At 50.4% G+C, this 19,275-nt stretch carries 10 protein-coding genes and 1 pseudogene; 2 read left to right on the plus strand and 9 right to left on the minus strand.

Annotated elements, in window-relative coordinates:
- Position 1: 1 nt before the first annotated feature.
- The 9 genes and pseudogenes from H7F31_RS03010 to H7F31_RS03050 all read right to left on the minus strand — a co-directional run bounded on the left by H7F31_RS03010 (position 2) and on the right by H7F31_RS03050 (position 14,605).
- On the minus strand, positions 2-2,872 hold the full coding sequence (locus tag H7F31_RS03010) for an alpha-L-rhamnosidase-related protein (protein ID WP_187102992.1): 2,871 nt from the start codon (positions 2,870-2,872) through the stop codon (positions 2-4).
- A 14-nt stretch (positions 2,873-2,886) separates the two neighbouring features.
- On the minus strand, positions 2,887-3,732 hold the full coding sequence (locus tag H7F31_RS03015; protein ID WP_187102993.1) for a carbohydrate ABC transporter permease: 846 nt from the start codon (positions 3,730-3,732) through the stop codon (positions 2,887-2,889).
- Between the two features lie 14 nt (positions 3,733-3,746).
- A complete protein-coding gene (locus tag H7F31_RS03020; RefSeq protein WP_187102994.1) occupies positions 3,747-4,634 on the minus strand; it encodes a carbohydrate ABC transporter permease in 888 nt (295 codons plus the stop codon).
- Positions 4,635-4,644: 10 nt separating this feature from the next.
- A complete protein-coding gene (locus tag H7F31_RS03025) occupies positions 4,645-6,060 on the minus strand; it encodes a carbohydrate ABC transporter substrate-binding protein (RefSeq protein ID WP_187102995.1) in 1,416 nt (471 codons plus the stop codon).
- A gap of 101 nt (positions 6,061-6,161) precedes the next feature.
- Positions 6,162-7,790 (minus strand): response regulator, encoded by a 1,629-nt coding sequence (locus H7F31_RS03030; RefSeq protein ID WP_187102996.1) that lies wholly within the window; start codon positions 7,788-7,790, stop codon positions 6,162-6,164.
- Positions 7,783-9,633 carry a sensor histidine kinase gene (locus tag H7F31_RS03035; protein ID WP_187102997.1) on the minus strand — a complete coding sequence of 617 codons (1,851 nt, stop codon included), beginning with the start codon at positions 9,631-9,633 and terminating at the stop codon, positions 7,783-7,785. Before H7F31_RS03035 ends, H7F31_RS03030 begins: the two co-directional genes overlap by 8 nt.
- A gap of 359 nt (positions 9,634-9,992) precedes the next feature.
- A pseudogene (locus H7F31_RS03040) lies at positions 9,993-10,481 on the minus strand (delta-aminolevulinic acid dehydratase); the annotation flags it as partial.
- A 154-nt stretch (positions 10,482-10,635) separates the two neighbouring features.
- A complete protein-coding gene (gene ppsA / locus H7F31_RS03045; protein WP_187102998.1) occupies positions 10,636-13,248 on the minus strand; it encodes a phosphoenolpyruvate synthase in 2,613 nt (870 codons plus the stop codon).
- Positions 13,249-13,528: 280 nt separating this feature from the next.
- The gene (locus tag H7F31_RS03050; RefSeq protein WP_187102999.1) at positions 13,529-14,605 is read right to left on the minus strand and encodes an ankyrin repeat domain-containing protein; all 1,077 of its coding nucleotides are present in this window, start codon (positions 14,603-14,605) and stop codon (positions 13,529-13,531) included.
- A gap of 346 nt (positions 14,606-14,951) precedes the next feature.
- Here H7F31_RS03050 and H7F31_RS03055 point away from each other — a divergent pair, with 346 nt between their 5' ends.
- Positions 14,952-16,223, plus strand: a complete 1,272-nt coding sequence (locus tag H7F31_RS03055; RefSeq protein ID WP_187103000.1) for a cytochrome P450 family protein — start codon at positions 14,952-14,954, stop codon at positions 16,221-16,223.
- The gene (locus H7F31_RS03060; RefSeq protein ID WP_187103001.1) at positions 16,220-19,213 is read left to right on the plus strand and encodes a DEAD/DEAH box helicase; all 2,994 of its coding nucleotides are present in this window, start codon (positions 16,220-16,222) and stop codon (positions 19,211-19,213) included. Before H7F31_RS03055 ends, H7F31_RS03060 begins: the two co-directional genes overlap by 4 nt.
- Positions 19,214-19,275: the final 62 nt, after the last annotated feature.

A 19,275-nucleotide genomic window follows, 5' to 3' on the forward strand; every position in this document is an offset into this window, starting at 1 on the left:
TTCAGTTGGTTCGATAAATCCGAATGTCCCAGCCAACGTTATCCTTTACGGTCACGAGGATCGAATCGGGAAGTCGCACTTCCATCGCTTTATCCGCCTTGTTCCAATAACTTTCGATCCGGCCATGCGGCGTAGGTATTGCCCCCTCCGCCCATTCCAGATCCGTGTCAGGCGGACACACCCGGATAGCGTTGAAGCCAGACGTTTCCATTTCGATACCTAGCAGAGTCGTTCCGAACAAATAGGCGGGTGAAGCAGACCACGAGTGCGCGTGACTCCGCGTCAAGCGATTCGGTAGCGCATGAGGGAACGTCTCCCAACAGGTCGTGGCTCCGTATCGCACCATGCCTCCCCATTGCTTGCGAATCATGGCAAGAGCGCGATCCAATCGGTCAAGCTTCCTCATTGCTTCGCAATAATAAAAAGCCATAAACGGCGTAGCGACGTTAACCCACTCTCCCGGCGTGTCGAGCAAACGCTGCGCCACAATGTCCGAAATGTCTTCGGTAACGCAGTCCGACAAGTATACAAGCAAATGCGTTTGCATGCTTCTTGTCTTCGATACGCCTCCTTGACGGTCCAGGCCGTCGAAGTAGCTGCCGGCTTCGGCATCCCATAAATGTTCTCGAAGAGACGTCTTAAGCCTGCAGTATTGGGCATCGAACGCTTGCTTGTCCGCTTCCTCGCCTCTATCTCCCGCCATTTGGCCAACCAATTTGCAGCAATAAGCGAGCATGGCCTGATAGGCTGTTACCGTCCCCGCATAGGGCACGTCCAGCTTCGCCCAATCGAGAAAATTCCAGGCGCTAATGTCGAATAACCCCTTCTCGTTTACGAAAGCAAGGTAGGCTTGCACGATTTTCTTCAGTTGGGGGTAGTTAGTCTCTTCGAATGCCGTATCGCCTGAGTACATGACGTATTCGCGGCACGCAATGACCCAACTGAACGTCCAGAACGGTATGGCTGCTTCCCAGTCGGTAGGATAAAGGGCAGCCAGCAGGGGGCTACGTTCACCCGACCTCGGAACAAGCTCCAGGCAATGGCGCACGAGATCGTAGGAACCGTATACGCTGTAGTTCGACAACGCGCTAATTCGACTGTCTCCTACCCAAAATACTTGTTCGTACGTCGGACAATCCGTGAAAGTATCCTCCATGCAAAGCAGGTGCGTCCTGCGGCTGATCGTCCATATTTCGTTCAGCATCAAATCCGAGCAGCGGAATTTTCCTTCCTCCGACACCGGAAAGCTCGTTCTGCATACGCGGACCTCCCGCAGCGACACGTCATTCCGTAGTCCCCGAAACGTCAACATCAAATAGCGAAAGCCAAACCTCGTTGCCGTTCTGTATGGTTGCACGCCTGCTTTTGTCACGTACCGGAAGCTATTGTTCAGACCCTCCGTAAATTCCATTTCCCCCCGAACCATACTTTCGAAGCCATAACCGTCTATCGTCACCCCCGGTTCCGCCTCGACTTCGAATGCCACGTTGCCAATCGTGATTTCGCCGAAATCGATGATCAGCTCAAGATCGACGCCCGGATCGGAAGCCTTGATTCGGAGCGCCTCACCCGGCGCTCGAAGCATGCGGCCATCGCTCCACAGAAGTGGCCGCCTCTTCAGAATGGTCTTGGACGTTAGAAGCGCAAACACGTATTCGTCGTCCATAACGTTAAATGATGGAACGTCCTGGGTCTCATTCACGTATTTGGAAAACGCTTTCACGTTGCGACAAGTTGCTATTTCCTTCAGACGGTGATGAGCCCGATTCAAGCCGCTGTCTTCCACACCGCCATACACAGGCTGAACGCCATCGGCGACCGGTATCGTTTGTTCGATAGGTCCAAGCGTCACAAATACCGTATCGCCGGCGCTATCCGGAGGGAGCAGCGGATGTGCGAGCTTCACCCGGATAGGAAAATCGAAGAGGATGTGGCAAAACAAATCATCATGCACGCCGCAAATCTCTATCATCATCAAATGGAAACCGATCGACAAGTCAATCACAAATTCTCTGTTGCTGTCATCGAGCGCGTATCGTACGCCCCCAATGATTACATCGCCGTACACACCATTCCACTTGTGACTGGGAAAAGCAATCCGGCCTGAGATCGACTCCGAAACCTCAATCGCCGTGACCAGAAAACCGCTAAATACCCGAGCGTTGGCATCTCTTGCATCGGGGTAGAAATTGTCTCTTGCGTTGACGGTAACGACACGTTTAACCGGAACAACTTCTCGTAATTCGACAATTTGACTCGGATGTTGCTCCCATGACGACATGAGCGGAATATCCCGGGGCCGCGGCAGGCCCCACGGCAGCATACCTGCGGATCCGATAGCTGCGGTCAAGGGCCACTCCGCGTCGTCAAAGGCAAGGTTGATCCATTTTTCATCCCAATCGCGCGCATCGTAATGTTCCATCCAACCCAAGTTGACATTTCGTTTGACCGTATGCTTCCGGTATCCTTCGTTCTTCATCGCTTTCCAGCTCTTGTCGCTGCCAATCAACACCGTGTCGAAGCGGCGATGGATCTCGAGCTGCGCTAGCAACCCGGCACGCGCCTCGATGTACTGGTAATTGGAATGGCCGAAATGCCATACTTCAATCGCGATCAGGTTATCGCCTTTTTGTAGCAGATGGCTCACATCATACGTATCAAAGTACCAGTGTGCAGTCGACGAGCGAATCGGCCCCTCGCCAAGCAGATTCCCGTTGAACCATAACCGATAGCGAGAATCTGCTGTGATGTGCAGCTTTGCCTTTGCAGAGTCGTCTGTCTCTTCCAATTGAAACGATTTCCGGAAACAAACCCGTTCATTGACAGGGCGGTCATCTTGACCCGCCCATATCCACTGTCCTAACCACTTCACTGATTCCATGCCTCCTACCCTTTCAGCCCGCCCATGTTTAACCCCGAAGTGATCTTCCGTTGCAGCAAGGCATACAAGACCAGCGTCGGAATCATGACGATAACCAATCCTGCAAATAGAGCTCCCCAGTCGGTCGCATAACGCTGCACTTCCATCAGGAAAGCGATGCCTAACGTCAATGTTCGCTTGCTTTCGGAAGAGATGAAAGACAAGGCCATGATGTACTCATTCCAAAATGTCATGAAATTAAAAATCGTGACTGTAATGAGTCCGGAACGAGCCATTGGAGCAATGATTCGAAACAACACGCCAAAGTTATTACAGCCGTCCATTCGGGCGGCTTCCTCATACTCCCTTGAAATCGAAGCCAGAAATCCGGTCATCAGGTAAACAGTGAACGGAATCGCACTTGCCGCATACACCAGCACAAGCCCAAATCGATTGTCCAGCAAATGAATTTGGTTCAACATCATGAACAATGGGATGATGCTGAATGCAATCGGAATAAACATCGCAGACATGAAGATTCGTTTCAATAATCCAGAGAAAGGGAACGTATAACGGACGAGAACATATGCCGCGGTAAACGCAAATCCGTTGCATAAGAGAATCGCGAAGACGGATACCGCAACGGAATTCCACATATAGCTCCCGATACTCGCTTCCGTAAATGCCTTAACATAATTCGTGAAGTCGAACACGGTCGGGAACGAAAACGGGCTTGCATAAAACTCTGTTGTCGTTTTGAAAGAAGAAAATACTGTCCATACAAGAGGATATAACACGACGACACTATACAAAACCAGCGGAATACGGGTCAGTATGGATGTGATCTTCCTCATCTGTTTCCGTTCTTTCATCTTAAGTACCTGCCTTAGTATTGTATCGATTCTCTTTTCGTCAATCTGTCGGCGAGCAGCGTAAGGGTGATCGTTACAAGCAACATCAAGATGCCAACCGCCATACCATAGCCGTAGTTCCCATTCGAGAACGCCTGTTTATACATGTAGGTCATCAATACTTCAGAAGCATTATTGGGACCGCCCGCCGTCATAATATTGATGTAAACAAACACCCCGGTAAATACGCCGGACAAAAAAAATACAATGGTAATCCGAATAATGTCCCAGATGAGCGGTAACGTAATGAAGAAAAACCGTTGCACTTCGGTTGCCCCTTCAAGCAATGCCGATTCATACAAATGGGTCGGAACGCCTTCGATTGCGGCGATATAAATAATCATATAGTAGCCGACCGCCTGCCAAACCATGGGCATGGCGATCGCCCATAACACCGTATCCGATTGACCCAGCCAGGCTTGTACCCACTGCTCCAAACCAAGGGCCTCCAGGATCGAGTTGAGAATCCCGAACGTCGGATGATAAATAAATGACCACAGGATAGAAATTACGACAAGCGCCAGCACATTGGGGAAAAAAAACACCGTACGATAAAACATTTTTTCCTTCAGTTGCTTGCGTGTTAACACCACGGCAAAGAGCAAAGAAAGCGACATGGTAAGCAAGGGTACTATTAATAGAAGAAACAGATTATTCTTCAAGGCAATCCAGACGATACGATCATTCCACATGACCTTGAAATGTTCAAAACCAACAAATACACGATTGTCCGTCACGCCGCTCCAATCGTAAAACGCCATAAGCAGCGCTTGCGCGAAAGGATATACGGAAAATGTTCCGAATAACGCAATCGTCGGCAATAAACATATTGCCACAAATAGCACATTTCGTTTTTTATCCATAATTCACCTATTATTTCGATTTGCTGATTGCGTCTCTCAGCCTGGCTGTCGCTTTCTCTATTCGATTCGTCCACTCGTCCACCGTAATATTGCCATTCATCAGATCGGTAATCGGATTGTAAATTTCATCGCCGATCACGATCTCCGTTTTGGGCGCGACTTTCCATTGGAAAATGAGTGGCTTGACACCCTCTTCGAACACTTTAAGCGAGTTATACACCGACTCCGGAATAAATGGTTTGGCCATTTCTGCGCCGTTCTTCACCGCTAATACGCCAAACGATTTCTCAGCATTCAATTCAACAATCGCATCGTTGTATTGATACTTGATAAATTCTTTCGCCAATTCCGGATTTTTCGCCTTGGCCGGGATAAAAAGCGCCTCAAAACTTGTTTGGGCGTACTGTTGTCCACCGGGCTCAAATGCAGGCGGAGCCAAAAATCCAAACTCAAAACCTTCCTCTCTCGGAGCGTCCTTCATCTCGTTTTCAAACCAGTTGCCATTTGGGATAAAAAGCGCTTTGCCTTGCATAAACTCCGTTTGCGCTTGCGTATGATTCAGCGCGACGGTTCCGGGCATCAAGTAGCCTTTTTTCGCGATATCGTCATACACGCCAAATGTTTTAAGTACGGCATCCGATTTGAAGGCGCCTTCTTCGTAATTGCTGATGTTGTCTAACGCTTCCATACCTCCAGCGGAAGCAATAGATGCCAAAATGACAGAATCATTGTATCCAGGGTAAATCCCCTGATAGGTGAACAATGATCTTCCTTCGCTGCGCGCCGTCTCGCCTAATGTAAGGAACGCATCCCACGTCTTCGGTACTCCCCAGCCTTTTTCTGCGAACAGCGTCTGATTGTACCAGAGGCCGAGCGTCGACATATAAAAAGGAGCATAATAGATTTTCCCATCACCTAAGGGCTTGGAGTATTCAAGAATATCCGGAATAATTTTATCCTTCAGGGGCGCATTGTTATCCAACGCCGTGCTTTCGAACAGATCATCCAGCTCCAGCAAACCGCCTTCTTTGAGCAACGATTTGATTGTTCCCGTGTTTTCGTCCGGCGAAGTGTAGATGACGTCCGGTGGGTTACCCGCAACAATCTGCGCTTTGATGGCGTCCATAATTTTCGGATTCGAAATCAAATTGATGACAACGCCCGGATAATCGGCCTTAAAGCGTTCTACTACAGCATCCCAGTAAGCTCTGCCATATCCACCTTCAAATACGGCAACTGTCAGTTCCTGATTCTCAAACTGCTTTTGAGTGGACTCCGGTGTCGTCGCTTCGTTTGGGGTAAGGGCTGCAGTAGGTTCTACGCTCGGTGAAGGTGTCACCCCATTGTTCCCGCACCCTGCCAGCAGGGCGATACTCAACAACGGCAAACAAATGGTTTTCAATGCTTTCGACGTCCAGTTTCTCATTGCATGACCTCCGTTTATGATTGTATGTTTGAACATGTTAATCATAATACAGGCACCTTGCCCGCAAACATGGAGCGTCTCTACTTAAACCTGTAATCTCTCTACTTGTCTTTGCCTCGCGCCTGCTTCATGATTTCGGACGGATTGCGACCAAAATGCTTTTTCATCAGCTTATTGAAATAAAATGGATCATCGATACCTACCGCAACAGCAACATCCTTGACTCTGGCATCCGGGTCGAGGAGCAATTCGTATGCTTTCTCCATCTTCCGCTCGATAATGAACTGGGCGAAATTCACTCCCGTCTCCGACTTAAACAGCCTTGAGAAATAGGCCTCGTTCATATTGACTTCCCGAGCTGCCCTGCCTAATGTGATTTTTTGCGACAAATTGGATTGAACAAAATCAATAGCCTGCTTTATTTCCTTGCGATAGGACCGGCCTTTCAACGAAGATAACCCATTCGTGATTCGTTCCATAAACGCGATGGCTATGGCGAAACATTGTTCAAAAGTCTCCGCTTCAGAAACCTGAGACTGCCATGCGTTACATTCCGCCGCCAACTGCTCATCCCCCTCGACCGCCAAACTTTCCAACTCTTCGAACAGAGTACGAATGTAAAGTTTGACTTCCCGAGGGTGCGCTCTTCCCCGTTTTGCCTCTAGCATAACGCCTTCAAACCATATCCTGCCCTGGGATGCATCCCCGCGGTCTACCACAGTCTTGATATCCCGAAGCATCTGCGAGTAAGCCCCACGCTTCCATGTGCCGAGGCTCCTTACTGCTGTACGAGCGTCCATGATGACGCCCTCTCCATCATAGAATCGAAATTCCGCCGCTTCCCTGCACTCGGCAAACGTATCGCGCAACTCGCTTAACGTCATGCAAAGCTGCCCGTGTACAATACTGACCTGCAATTCAAGATATTGCCGCAACATTTTGGCAATTGTACGCGACAGACGATCGTTGGCCTGGAATGCTTCATCCGCTATATGTCCTTCGAGCTGAAATACGGAAATGAACAGCTCCTTCCTGCTTAACTCCACAATTTCGGTATGTCCTTGTCCGTTCAGCACGTCCTTGACGATGTTGACGACGGCATAAGAAAGCAACTGCGTGTCTTTGAGCTTACCCGTCGATAGGGCTTTCGCATAACCGTCAATGACTATGTACATGGGGAGTCTGGGGACATCTCGCAGCCCGACACCCATTCGTTCAGCTTCCGCCAAGGCAGTCTTGGTGTCATCGTCATTTTCGAGCAACATCTTACGCAAGGCATTTGTCTTCAAAAAGTTAAGATTTTCGCGCTTCGCTATCTCAGATTTCAATGCTTGCTCCAGTTGCTTTTTTTCCCGAAACAATTCCTCCTTGGCTCTGTTCAATAATCCAATCAATGCAGCCGGCTGCAACGTCAGTTTCAACAAATAATCCATCACGCCCATCGTTAGCGCGGTACGAACGAATTCGAAATCATCGTAGTTGCTCAATACAATTATTTTCCCCGCAAACTCGCGTTCTTTTAGCGCCCGGATCAGTTCGATTCCGTTCATCTTCGGCATTTGCAAGTCTGTGAACAAGATATCGGGCGTATCCTTTTCGACTGCTAATAACGCCTTACGCCCATCAGAAGCCGCATCAAGCAGCCGAAATCCATGTTCCTCCCAAGGTATGATCATTTGCATCGCAATTCTCGCAATTTTCTCATCTTCCACGATTAATACTTTAAGCATGTGGGTCCTCCTCTAATCGCAATGGAATGGTGATGGCAACAACCGTCCCCTCTCCAATCTTACTGTCGATGTGTATGCCGTAATCGTCGCCATAATGGAGCCGTATGCGCTCCTGCACATTCGATATGCCAATACCCGACAGCTTCTTTGCATCATTTCCCTCTAACCTTTGCCGCTCAAGCTCGTCCATCCCTTGACCATTATCCTGAACGAGAATTTTTAAATTTTGCCCCTCCCCAGAGCAAATAATCTTCAATTTTCCGTCCACTTCTATCCCATCCATACCATGGATAATGGCATTTTCAACAATGGGCTGCAGCATGAATTTGAGTACCCTTCCGTTAAGCACTTGCTCGTCAATTTCAAATTCGACATCAAACGAATCGCCATATCTGATCTTTTGAATTACGACGTATGATTCTATGTTTTTCAATTCCTCGGCTAGTGTTATGGTCTCCTTTTTGTTAATAATGGTATGTCTTAGCAATTCCGCTAACGCGCCGAGCCCTTCGCTGACGACTACGGCCTGAGACAACACGGCGGTCCATTTCAGCGAACTCAATGTATTAAACAAAAAGTGGGGGTTAATTTGTGCCTGAAGCATCTTCAACTCAATTTCACGCTTCATTTTCTGCTCTTGGCGATTTTGCTCGATTAAGGAACGAATCTGCTTGAGCATTTTCGAAAACGTAGCAGCCATGTAACCGATTTCATCTTTGCCTTGATCGCGTATATTTACTGCAAAATTACCTTCCATTACCTGTCTCATGTTTGAGACGAGATGATTGACCGGTGTCGAGACGCTGCGAGATATAATAAACGTCAGTAACAACGCTACGAGCAAGCAGAGAAGACCAACCATAACAATGTTATGAGCCATTTGGCGCGATTCCGCATTCAGATACGCGTATGGTATCGTACTGACGAGAAACCAATCCGTGCTGAAATCATAAGAGTAGGATACAAGGGAGCTGTCTCTGCCTTCACCATTGTGCATACTAAAAACGTAACTGGGCTTGCTAAGGCGGCGATCTTCTTCAATACCTTTCAAAATTATGTCTCCGTATTTCTCTCCCATAGGAATCGCCGTGTTGTCGCTCGAAATGATAACCCCCTTGGCGTCCATGATAAAAATGTCGGCGCCTTCTCCCATGTTGATATTCCTATAGGTTTGTTTCATAAATAACGCTTCGTCAAAGGCGATGATCATAACGCCCAATTTCTTAAGGGAATAGTCTCTTGCATGTATGGTCCTGACGAAAACAATTGTGTCTTTGCCAAGTCTGGTTTGTGCGTAAGTCCAGACGTCCATACCTTGGCGTGCTTCTGTCAATCGGATGAAGCGCTCGATCACTTGATCCGAGAAGGAATCGTATCCCACATCGTAGAAAACCTGATTATCATTTGTGCGAATTTGGAACATACTGATATTGCTTAATTGCGAATATTTTTCGCGGAGCATTTGGTTCAACATTAACGAGTAGTCCCATTTCACCTTATCGGTCAGTTCATCTACACGTTCTAAGCCGTCTTGCACGATTGCATCCATCATGAACTGATCGGCCAACACTTCAATTTTTTTGGTTTCCACTCTCGCCACTTGTGTCAACAGGGCTGTAACTTCGGTCGAATAGGTACTGATCTTGTTATGGATTGCGGCACTGGAATCCCGATAGGAAACAAACCCACTAACCGTTAAAGGCACGATTGACAAAAAGAGAAAAGAAACAATCAGCCGGTTTTGTATTCTGGATCTCCTAATCGCATTGCCAAATCGAGCGGGAATCGCGGCAATCCTATGTATTGCGCGTTCACTTGGTTTCCCTAGCCCATTTTTCTGCATGTATACTCTCCCCCCGGGTAGATCACTTCACAACCTGTTATATAGAATAATAATTCATCATTGGCATTTGTACAGAAATTTTGTCGTTTTGGAGAACACCCGGTGGTCCTTTGTCTTCTACGAGGGTGGCCTGGGCGTCAACTTCTTGTATACGATCGATGTTTACTTGGATTTCAACACAAATCTAATAGTCGGCCATGGCTGCCTGCTTATTGGTGACCGCGATCGTATACGGTTCATCGTATCATCTCCAAGGCCAAACACTTGTGGCAGATTTCAGTACGTTTTATTGAAGACAAAAAATCAGGGCACCCCGATATGGAATGCCCTGAATTCATGAAATGACTTGTATTCTTGCTTCAGCCGATAGACTGCTGCTCTTTTTCATATAATTGAAACATATCCATACCCGTGTCCAGAGACTTGGCGTTTTGGAAAGCTTCCTTGACGCTTCGTTTGTTCTAAATGAGGTCGTAGAAAAACCTCAGAACAAACATGAGCGCGTCATTTCCGTCTGGATAATCATCTGGCCCGATATAGACTTCGCAACCACTGTCGAGAAATGCTTGTGCAGTCTCTCGTTCGCCCAATGAGCATCCGTTGCTGATTACTGTTTTCTCCGCCAGATTGGCAAAACGTCTGATCTCCTCCGGTCCAAAGTCACCCTTGGGTTCTCCGGTTTCATAGACACTTTCGTCCAGTTCCGGCATGATTAATTGGCCTTCATCGCCATGGAAGCAAAGAACGATCACATCCGTATTCGGATATAGGTCCTTACCGGATAAGATATCAATCAGATCATTCGGTCTGCCAATCCAATAAGCAAATACTCTTGCCCCGAAATATTGATTTTTGTATAACAATATAGATTGCATACATATGGAGGACCTCGGGCTTTGGGACTAGAGGTTATACGTTATATATTTACTCCGATCATCGAAAAACTCCTTCCATAGAAACGATACGGCCGGCTCTTTGCCACTCACATTTTTCGCCGCTGCACTACAATATTTCGATATATCCTTCTGTTCCATGCACGCGAATTCGTTGTCCATCCTTTATCAGTTTGGTGGCATGATCCACTCCGACAACAGCTGGTAAGCCATATTCACGTGCGATCACTGCTCCATGGGTCATCAGTCCACCAACTTCGGTGACAAGTCCTTTTATGGATACAAATAATGGTGTCCAGCCAGGGTCTGTAAAGGAGGTAACTAATATATCTCCATCTTCCAGATCTGCTTCTTCCATATTTAGGATAACACGTGCTCGTCCTTCTATCACTCCGGATGAAACGGGCAAGCCTACAATCGCTTCGGCTGGGAGATTTTCTCGGTTGTACTTACCCATAATGATTTCACCATCAGAGGTGATAACACGCGGGGGAGTTAGTTTTTCATATAATTTATACTCGTCTTTACGTTTGCTGATGATCTGGTAATCAAGTTTATTTGTGCGTACCACTTCGCGAAGTTCTTCAAAAGCGAGATAGTATATATCTTCTTTATCATGAAGAACTCCCGCTTGTACGAGTTGTTCGGCTGCTTTCAATAATGCCTGCTTATAAACGAAGTAGCGATTAATCATGCCGTATTTTGGATATTCACGATAACCAATGAAATTCCGAATTAGGTCGATCATTTGTTTTGTTTCTTTGGCTTTTTGTTCGCCATCTTGGAGTTGTTCCAATCGATCTAATATCTCTTGTTCTTTTTTCAGAGCTTCCTGTCGCCCTTGTTCAAATTTCCGTTTGCCTGAACCAGACTCAGATTCTTTTATGTGATTGAGAATCATGGGAATAAGAGTAGTTGGTTTTTCACACCAACGAGTTTTAGTGATATCGATTTCACCAGCACATCTCATGCCATATTTGTTGAGATAAGCCATCATGGTCTCTTGGGTTTCCCGTCCACCCTTAAACTTAACCAATTCATCCAAAAAGTTATCATCTTTTACATGCTGTAAATAATGAATTACTTCTGGAAAAGGACGAATCACATCTGCAACATCCAACAACTCCAGACCCATTTCCGAAGTAATATTGTTGGGTACAGATTGAGACAGCGTGTCTGCTACGTTTTTTTCACCTAACCACTTGTTCATTTTTTCATTGATCCATGTTGAAGCATCCATAGAAGCTATAATCACGCCTAAACCTTTGGGGTCAAATAAAATCTTCGTTAATTGCTGGATATCTTCTAGAATAAAATCAAATAAATCTGATCCTGATTTCGTTTGGATGTTATGTTTTAACTCTTCGATTGATGATTGACTACTCTTAATCAAATCAGAAACGATTGTCGGATCGTGTTCGATTTGTGCTTGATAACCTGAAGACGCCATACCGTTGTTGCTTTTCTTGGAACCTATTTCTTTTTTATCATTTGATAACACCTTTATAAAGTCTCCACGCTCTATAACGGTCATCAGTGCATCTTTTATGAGTGGATCAGATTCCCCTAAGGCCTTTAAATAAATTTCTCTTTCAGATGAAGACAATTGATTTGTCACATCAACAAACAATCTTCCTCCAGCTTTCCGCATAGGGGCAGGAGTCGTCAAGAGGAAAAAAGACAGCCCCAATGGTTTCATGGGCTCGGTCATCATTTGTTGATGACCGACAGATACATAGACGTGATTTTCTTGATCATTCGCTTCAGGGATCGGGTACAAAGTAGTGATTGGACGACTCTGGACAATATAAAATGTATCATCAACCAAACACCATTCGATATCTTGCGGGCAACCAAAGTATGCTTCGATCTGTCTTCCTGTACGTGCCAGTTGCAAAATCTGCCGATCAGTAAGTGTTTGTATCTTTTGCTGATCGGGATTGATCTGCCGGGTTTCTGTTCCTCCGGCTTTTAGTCCATAGATAGCCAATTTCTTGGTTGCTATCATCTTATCGACGATTTCTTCTTCTTTTACTTTATAACAATCGGCAGATACCAAGCCGGAAACCAGTGCTTCTCCAAGTCCAAAACCGGCATCGATCGATAGCAACTTACGGTTAGAAGTAATCGGATCAGCTGTAAATAAAATCCCTGAAGCCTGTGGCAGAACCATCCTTTGTACGATAACGGATAAATAAACTTGACTGTGGTCAAATCCGTTTTGCATCCGGTAAATTACCGCACGATCCGTAAATAGGGAAGCCCAACATTTGCGTAAATGTTCCAATATGGCTTCTACTCCGACAATATTTAAATACGTGTCGTGTTGACCAGCAAACGAGGCATGCGGTAAATCTTCGGCCGTCGCGCTAGAACGCACGGCATAAGCATGTTTATCGCCATACTGGGTGTGATAGTGAGCAACAGCTTTCACAACATCGGAAGGAATTTCTGCTTCCATAATGATTTGTCTAATCTTCCTGCTGATCTCAGCAATTAGATCTCGATCTCCTGCATTTAGCCGTGATAGTTGATCCAACAAGGATTGCAACGTTTCATTTTGTTTGATGGCTTTTTGATAAGCTTCTGTCGTAACACAAAACCCTTCAGGCACTTGTATTCCTTGAATTTTAGATAATTCCCTTAAATTTAACCCTTTTCCTCCAACGTGCGAAAGCTGCGTTTTCTCCATTTCCTGAAAACCCAGAACCAAAGAACTCAATCAACATCTCTCCTAACCATTAAATTTAGAAAAAACATTTGACAAGAGTTTGCCGGCATGGTACATTTAGAGTATAAGATGCGATTATTTTGCGAATTTCTAAAAAAGTTGTAATTTGATTATATCATCGTGTCCTGTTTATGTACAATAAAAAGAAAAGAACCTGATCATTTTATCAGGTTCTTTTCTTTTTATTGATTTCACCCTCCGTTAAAGGTGCTCACCGGCTTGGAGGCCTACGAATAGGATAGAAGGTTTGTTAAGTCCGACAAGCCGGAGTCTATATAGATCCCTCCATAAACCTGATGAGGTAATCCTCGGGCTTCGCAAGGAAGTCGGAGAAGCTGCACAAATCCGAGTAAGTCTTGTGCTCCACGTCATAACAGCCCAGAACCTTGGTCTTCGGGTTCCACACCAGCTGCAGGTCGGAGTAATTGTCGATGTCGGCCGATAGACGCAGCAGCTTTTGCTTGCCGACTTTCATCTCGATCGTATCGATCCATGCAAAAAAGTCGATATATCGAATGTCATATTCATTTGGCGCCAGCTCCAGGCGTAGCTTGTCCCCTGTAAGAAAGTCGACCAGCTCGCCGGATAGTTTGTACGTTTTAAGCGCCAGCTGCTTGTTAGCGGCATTATGAAAATCGGCGGGCTCCAGCGATTTCAAATAGTCGGCCATGGCTGCCTGCTTATTGCTGACCGCGATCGTATACGGCCTCTCGCCGTCTTTCTCCGCTATCGTGACGTCCGCGCCTCGTTCCACTAGAAACTTGACCATGTCCATCGCTCCCATGCGCGCGGCCACGGTTAGCGGAGTCGCTTGATAAGGATAGACCATATCCGCTTTGTTGTAATTGATGTCCACGCCCTGGTCGAGCAGGTACGTTAGCGTCTTATAATCATGGTCCGACACGGCTTGACGCAAGACGGGACCGCCATGCGCCCGAATATCCAATCCCAGCTCATGAATAAGCGGAATATGGCTTTTGTTGCCATAGTAAGCCTGCGAATAAGCGCCCGACCCCGTGTGATTGGGCTTGTCCATCTTGGCACCGTGCGCCGCAAGGTAACGAACGACGTCCTCCTTGCCGTAGCGAACGGCTCGCAGGAAAGCCGGGTTATGATGGACATTCAGGTTGACGCCATGTTCCACCAGCAGCTTTACGACCTCGAATTTCTGCGATACAAGCGCCAGATCGAGCGGGCTCAGCGTCGTGTGTTTGCTAAGGGCGATACCCTCTTCGATATTCCAGCCAGCCGCAATGGCAGCCTGTAGAGCCGGTATCTCTCCTTTGTAAATGTGCATCGCGATTTCCGGCAGTTGCTCGAATTTCCCTATATCTTTCAGGACGATCATCCGTATCCCTCCTCCATTAATATCCCAATCTACTCCGGCTGAGCGAAACCCGATTCGCCTACGCCCCTACTTCACCCTTATTTGCCCTTACTCTGCCGCTTCCGCCAGCCAGGCCCGCATAGCCGCATACCGAATCCCGCGCCGGCAATCTCTGCCGCCAGCCCTTCTAATTCTTGGGTCGGTATCATGACCGTCACCCCCTTACGATTTCGTTGGAGTACATGAGGCTTATCTCCATTATAAGGAAAGCTTATCCGTTGGGCTGTATGCCATCTTAACCATTTATCGTTATAATGGAGGAATGGATTTACGAGCGGCCAAGCTCTAGAAAGGAATATCCGCCATCATGACGAAAATGGAGACCAATCGAATGACCGAGCTAAGCGTTGCCCAGTGGCAGGAGCTGATCGCCAGCTGCGCCCGGGAAGCGGCGAGCAGCCAGTACGAAAGGAACTATGGAATCGAGGTGCGCTCCAAGATGCGCCCCTTCATGTCGGAAATGACGCCCGAGGAGGCCTGGCTATTCGAGCTAAACGCCTTGCTATTCTTGCTCGGCAAGCAAGCGAACGGCCGCCAATTAAGCTACTCCGCCCAAATGGCTGTATCCGAGACGGTTCATGCGCTCGAGAGTCACCTCCATAGCGGCTTGCTGCCGGAGGTTGCGGTCAAGCAAACGGGGCGACTGCTGGAGACGACCGCGTACATGCGCGAAACGGCGCTCGGGCGTGCATGGACACCACCCTTCTATCTGGATATCTACGCCGAGCTGTGGATTTCCCTCATCTCGTCAAAGGCGGAAGGCCATCGTCTCCTCCAGGAGGAGCTGGCGCATCTGACCGAAGCCGTGGAAACGGCAAACGCTGCGCAGAACGGGGAATTGAGAAACCATGCAAGGTCGGCGGCAGACGTCGGCGCAACGTTTGGCAGTGGATCGAGCAAAGGTAATGGGCTCTTCCCGCTCGTCGCCCGCGCCTGGATGCACTTCTGGCTGGAAGAGGATCAACAGGCTTGGCGGCTGCTCGGAGCGGCGGAGCGGCATGGGCTAGAGCTTGAGCAGGTGTTCCGTTTTCTGCGCCTGCTGGAGAAGAGCGGCAATTGGATCCGGCTTGAAGCCTGGCTGAGCCATTGCGCGAATGAGCAAGTCGGGCGCAGCCCCCGCAGCCTTGGCGAATATGGACGCTACTGGGATGCCGTCGTCGAAGTATTGCCAGAGGCCGAGGAACGAATGTGGAGCGCGCTCGCGAGCCTGCCTCCCTACTGCAGCAGCCTGTACGTGGAGAAATTGATGCGCTATGGCCGCTCACGGCAGTGGATCGATTATCAGCTTAGCCACGGCAGCGATCCGTTCGGCTTTCGAGCGAAGGATCTGCAGCCCATCGAGAAGGAGGCGCCGGAAGCGCTGCTGCCTTTCTACCACCAAGGCGTGGAGAGATACGTGTTGCAGAAAAACCGCGACGGCTACAAGCGGGCGGTCAAGCTGCTCAAACGGCTGGCCAAGCTGTACAAGAAGCTAAAGCGCGAGCAGCGGTGGGAAACGTACATCGAGACATTCGCGGGTCGGCATAGCAGGCTGCGGGCCCTTCAGGAAGAGCTGCGGAAAGGAGGGCTGATTCCATGACATCGGCTACCTTAAACATGGATACCCTGTCGGTTCGGATGATGTTGACGTCGCATGGCGACGCGTTGTTCTTCGCGGACCCGGATTCGCTTCGGGAGTGGACCGGACTTGAACTCAAGCATCGCCTGTTCGCCTGGCACGAGCCGTCCTTCTACGGCACCGAGCTGGAGGTCGTTAAAGTCGGGGAGCTCGAGGCCGTCGTGCTTCCCGCCGAAGAGGTCATCGCCTTCTTCGCTTCGGGGCCGCTCTTGGCGCATATCGAGTGGAAATGGGAGGACGATGCCGCGCGCTTGGCATCATTGGCTCCATTGCTGGGCGAGTGCCTGGAGAAGAGATTGTACGCCCCCGACCTGGCGGCTTACCGCAGCGGCTCGCTGCATTGGAGCTGGGATGCGGCGGCGGCCCTCGCAACCTTCGGACAGGCTCGCCGCGACGAGCTGGATCTGGAGCGCGCTGGCTGGAACGATGAGGCGCGCGCCGGGCTGAAGGCAGCCTTCTCGGCGGCCGTCACGTGCCGTTACTACGGCACGGAGGCGGACGAGGCGGAGCTGCGCCGGGAGTTCCCGGCTCTGTTCGCGCGAGAGCACGCGAGTGCCGCGACGGCGGGGCTCGATGCCGAGTCCTGGCTCGTGCAGATCGGCTGGAAAGCGGATGTCGCGCCTTTCCGCCCCCTACTGCAGCTGATCGAGCCTTGGGAGGGCGACGAGTACCCCCGCTGGCGGCTGCGGTTTGTGCTGCAGGACAAAAGCGATCCCGCTACGCTCCGAAGAGTGCGGCTCAGCGACGGCGGCGAGGCGACCGGCAAGTGGCCCGACGCGTGGGCGGAAGCCATCCGCAGCCGCTCGGCCGGTTGGCTGAAACGGCTGCGAGCCAGCCTTCCGCACGATCGGCTGTCGCGCGGCGAAGACGTGCTCGGCAAGCCGCTTGACGACGAGGCGGCCTGGCGGTTCCTCAACGCAGACAGCCGCCAACTGCTCGAAGCCGGCTGGCAGGTTCTGCTGCCCGCATGGTGGGAAGCGGCCAGCCGCAAGAAGCCGCGGTTGCGCGCGGCGGTGCAGTCGGAGGACGAATCCAAGAAGCGCGGCCGCGGCAAGTCGCTATTCGGACTGGAAGCGATTCTGAACTTCGACTGGCGCATCTCCATCGGCGACGCCGACCTGAACGAGCAGGAGTTCGACGAGCTGCTCGCGCGAGGGGAGCGTCTCGTGAAGTTCCGGGACCGCTGGATCGTGCTCGACCCGGCGCTGATCGCGCAGATCCGGCGCATGATGGAAGGCATGGACAAGAGCCAGGGGCTGAGCTTCCAGGATGTGCTGCAATTGCATCTGCTCTCGCAGAGCGAGGCGGACGGCGTGGCGTCGGACGCTGGTGCAGAGACTTCCGCGGCCGGTGCGGCCCGCGTTGAGCTCGAAGTTGAGCTCAACGCGCATTTGACCGGGCTGATGGCCAAGATCAACCAGCAGAGCGAATGGCCTCGACTGGATCCGCCGGCCGGTCTGCGCGCCGAGCTTCGCAGCTACCAGCAGGATGGATTCGCCTGGCTGGCCTTTCTTCGCCGCTTCGGGCTTGGGGCCTGTCTCGCGGACGACATGGGCCTCGGCAAAACGGTCCAGCTGATCACTTATCTGCTCCACGCCAAGGAGCAAGCGGACGAGGGAATGCGGCTCCCTTCGCTGATCGTCTGCCCCACGTCGGTGCTCGGCAACTGGCAGAAGGAGATCTCCCGCTTCGCCCCGTCCCTTCGGGTGGCGATGCATTACGGCTCCGGGCGAAAGAGCGGCGACGAGTTTCGGCAAGAGGCCTGCAGCGTTGACGTCGTGCTGACCTCCTTTGCTACCGCCTCGCTCGACCAAGAGACGCTGGCCGGGTTCCAATGGGGCGCCGTCTGTTTGGACGAAGCCCAGAATATCAAAAACGCCGGGACCAGACAGGCCGTGGCGGTCAAAAGCTTTCCCGCGCTCCATCACATCGCGCTCACCGGGACGCCGATCGAGAACCGGCTGGCGGAGCTATGGTCGATCTACGATTTTATCGTGCCCACCTACCTCGGGACCGCCAAGGCGTTCCAGGACCGGTTCGCCAATCCGATTGAGCGCGAACAGGACGGGCGTCGCACGGCGGAGCTAAAGAAACTAGTAAAACCGTTTATGCTGCGACGCAAAAAAAAGGATCCCGCCATCCAGCTCGACCTGCCGGACAAAAACGAGATGAAGACGTATGTTCCGCTGACGTCCGAGCAAGCTGCCCTGTACGATAATTGCGTCAAGGAGCTGCTCGAGAAGCTGAAGAAGCTCGACGGCATTCAGCGCAAAGGCGCGATTCTCGGAGCGCTGACGCGGCTCAAGCAGGCATGCGACCATCCGGCTTTGCTGGATGAGGATGCGGGAACGGAGCCGGAGGATGGCCCGCTACAGACGGAGGCGATCGTCGCCCGCTCCTCCAAGCTCGAGAGGCTGCTGGCGATGGTCAAGGAGCTGCGCGAGTCGGACGAGCGCTGCCTCATCTTTACGCAGTACATCGGCATGGGCAAGATGATCCGGGATGTCCTGCAGCGCGAGCTGGGCGAGCCCGTGCTGTACCTAAACGGCAGTACGCCGAAGTTGCAGCGCGACCGGATGGTCGAACGGTTTCAGTCCCGCGACCTTCCGCCGTCCGAGCAGCCGAACGTATTCATCCTCTCCCTCAAAGCGGGCGGCGTCGGGCTTAATTTGACCGCGGCGAACCACGTCTTCCACTTCGATCGCTGGTGGAATCCGGCCGTCGAGAACCAGGCGACCGACCGCGCCTACCGGATGGGCCAGACGCGCGACGTGCAGGTGCATAAATTCATCTCGCTCGGCACCCTCGAGGAGCGCATCGACGAGATGCTGGAGAACAAGCAGCAGCTAAGCGACAACGTCATCTCCAGCTCGGAGGGCTGGATTACCGAGCTTTCCACGGATGCGCTGCGGGAGCTGTTCTCGCTGCGGCGGGACTGGTCGCGCGATTGAGCGGGATTCGCCCAATCATTGATCGCCTTCACCTTCAATCGGATTGTGATAAATTGGATGCC

Source organism: Paenibacillus sp. PAMC21692, assembly GCF_014303795.1.
Classification (GTDB): domain Bacteria; phylum Bacillota; class Bacilli; order Paenibacillales; family Paenibacillaceae; genus Pristimantibacillus; species Pristimantibacillus agaridevorans.